Annotated in this window: 2 protein-coding genes; both read left to right on the plus strand. The window is 69.9% G+C overall.

The window, feature by feature from the left end; translation table 11 throughout:
• Positions 1 to 25: 25 nt before the first annotated feature.
• Positions 26 to 1345, plus strand: a complete 1320-nt coding sequence (locus tag Q1K57_RS13940; protein WP_300083645.1) for a cell wall-binding repeat-containing protein — start codon at positions 26 to 28, stop codon at positions 1343 to 1345.
• 194 nt (positions 1346 to 1539) lie between these two features.
• Positions 1540 to 2889, plus strand: a 1350-nt coding sequence (locus tag Q1K57_RS13945; protein WP_300083646.1) for a cell wall-binding repeat-containing protein, incomplete at its 3' end; no start/stop codon positions are given.

Raw genomic sequence — 2889 nt, forward strand, 5'->3', positions numbered from 1 at the left:
CATTTCAAATAGGAGGTTTGCTCGCATGAGCAAGATTTTGCGTCGCGGGGTGGCCCTTGCGGGCGCCGCCGCCCTCACGCTGACGCTGGCGCCGTTCGCCAGCGCTGCCGTGATCGACCCTGACCTGCCGATCACCATCGAGCCTGTTGCGGGCGCTTCCGTGTACCGCATCGCCGACCGTGACCGCATCGGAACCGCCATTGAGGCCGCTCAGTCGCGCGACGACTGGGGCTCGGGCGCCACTCAGCTCATCTGGGACTGCGACGGCGTCAACCAGACCTGGCTCGACGGCCAGCCCGTGATCAACACGCCCAAGCGTCAGTGGGAGGTGGGCGACCAGATCCAGGTCCCCGTCATCGGCGCGCCCCCCGACGTTCAGGTCACCTGCACCGTCATCGAGGCTCCGGCCGGCCAGCAGAACATGGACATCATCATCGCCCGTTCGGACGACTACGCGGACGCTCTTGCGGCGACCCCGCTGGCTGACGTGCTCGATGCCCCGGTCCTGATCAACCCGACGGCCGCCCTCGACGCGCGCAACGCCGCCGAGATCCAGCGCCTCGCCGGCCTGCGCGGCAACAACGTCCGCGTGACGGTGCACCTGCTCGGTGGCACCAACGCCCTCTCGCACGCTGTCGAGAACGCGATTGACGCCATCCCGGGTGTCGACTACACGCTCCGTTACCAGGGCATCGACCGCTACGAGACCGCCGTCAACATCGCTTGGGTGACCGTCCAGGCCTACGGCATCCAGTCCGGCGCTAACATCTTCAACATCAACCCGTACGTCACCACCGGCACCAACTTCCCGGATGCCCTCGCCGCTGGCGCTGCTGCCGCCGACAACGATGGTGTCGTGCTGTTGACCGCGGGCGAGCGGATGGACAGCCGTGGGTTCACGGACCAGTTCCTGACCGACCTCAACGACTGGGTGAACGATGACTCCGGTCCGTGGTGGCTCCAGGACGTCAACACCAACGAGAACTTCGCTGTTGGTGGCCCCGCGGTTCGCGCGCTCCGCGCTGCCGATGTTCGCGTCGCCGCCGAGTACAACGGCCGCGACCGCTACGAGACCGCCGTTCTGGTGGCTGAGGGCACGTTCGACGACCCGACCAACTTCGCGGTTGTGTCCGGCCAGAACTACCCCGACGCTGTGGTGGCCTCCGCCTACATCGCCAACGCCGACGGCCCGCTGCTGCTCAGCCACCCGACCTACCTCACCAAGGTCACGGCTGACTACCTCGCGGCCAACGTGGACAACGGCGACGTGGTCGTCACCTTCGGTGGCACCGGGACCCTGACCCCGGCCGTCACGCAGCAGATCGCCGCTCTGTTCAACTACTGAGTCGAACCAACTCAGAGTTCTGAGCAACAGGCGTAGCCTGTAAGACAAGCCAAGAGGCCCCCGCCCATCCGGGCGGGGGCCTCTTGCCGTGCCCGCGCGTTCTCGTGTCCTCAGGTGAGGGTCAGGCGCCGGGCCGCTAGGGTGAGCGGCGGGGACCCCCTCTTCAACGACCTCAAGCGAAAGGACGCACAATGATGAGCCGCTGGGTTCGCCGCGCGGTCGGGACCGCGCTCGCCGGACTGATGATGGTGGCCATGACGCCGTCGGCGCACGCCGCCACTCCGACCGGCTTCTCGTACCAGGACCGCCTCGGGGGGACGGACCGCTACGGCACCTCGGTGTCCATCACGCGCCAGTGGTTCGCACAGCCCTCCGCGCCGACCGTCTACATCGCCTCGGGCGAGAACTACCCGGACGCGCTGGCTGCCGGCGCCGCCGCGGCCGTCAAGACCGCACCCGTCATGCTCGCTCGTCGCGGTGAGATCCCGGCGCCGGTGCTCGACGAGATCCGCCGCCTGCAGCCGAGCCGCATCATCCTGCTGGGCGGTGAGGCCGCGCTCGGCTCGCAGGTCGAAGCCCAGGCGCGCACCGTCTCCGGCTTCGTGGAGCGGATCGCCGGCGCGACCCGGTACGAGACCGCGCAGCTGATCTCCCGCTCCGTCTTCGAGGGCAACGTCCCCGTCGTCTACCTCGCCTCGGGGCGCAGCTTCCCCGACGCTCTCGCGGGCGCGGCCGCCGCGGGCCACCAGGGCGGCCCCGTGCTGTTGACCGATCCGGGCACCCTGAGCGAAGCAGCCAGGGAGGAACTGAGCCGCCTGCACCCGGCGAAGATCGTGGTCCTCGGCGGCACCGCGGCGGTGAGCAACGCTGTCCAGACCGCTGCCGGCGCCTACGGACAGACCACGCGCATCGAGGGAACCGACCGCTACGCCACCGCCGCAGCCCTGTCCGCCGCGGTGTTCAACGCGCCGCGCCTTGCCTTCATCGCCTCCGGCCAGAACTTCCCGGACGCCCTCTCCGGTGCCGCCCGCGCCGGTGCCGAAGGCTCGCCCGTGCTGCTCGTGCAGCCGACGGCGGTGCCGGCGTCCGTGTGCACCGAGCTCAAGCGGCTGTCGCCCACGGTCGTGACGGCGCTCGGTGGGGATGGCGCGGTGTCCAACGCCACGCTTCGCGCCGCAGCCCTGCGGTGCCCGGCCCCCGCGCCGGCGCCCAACGCGCAATGCACCAACGTCGCTGGCCCGGGCCTCGACGGGGCACTCGCCCGCCCGGCGGTCGAGGACGCCCTCGCCGCGATCCGCTCGGCCGACGTGGCCATCCCGACCGGGTTCGGCCTCGCCACCCCGGTGAAGAACCTCGACGAGGCGCTCGCTCGTCTCGAACAGGCCGGCACGGCCGATGTCTGCCAGCAGGCGTACTACACGCAGTTGCTCTGGGAGATCCGGGTCGACACGGCCCAGGCCGTGTACGACGCCAGCATCTTCGATCGGTCCGTCGCGAACTACCGGAGTGCCCGGGCGGGCTTCGCAACACTGCTGCAGATGATC

This window comes from Propioniciclava sp., from assembly GCF_029977985.1.
In the GTDB taxonomy this organism is placed as follows: Bacteria; Actinomycetota; Actinomycetes; order Propionibacteriales; family Propionibacteriaceae; genus Propioniciclava.

Bases quoted from the DNA above. Each gene is read 5' to 3' on its own strand.
- Q1K57_RS13940 (WP_300083645.1), top strand. From the start codon at position 26: ATGAGCAAGATTTTGCGTCGCGGGGTGGCCCTTGCGGGCGCCGCCGCC.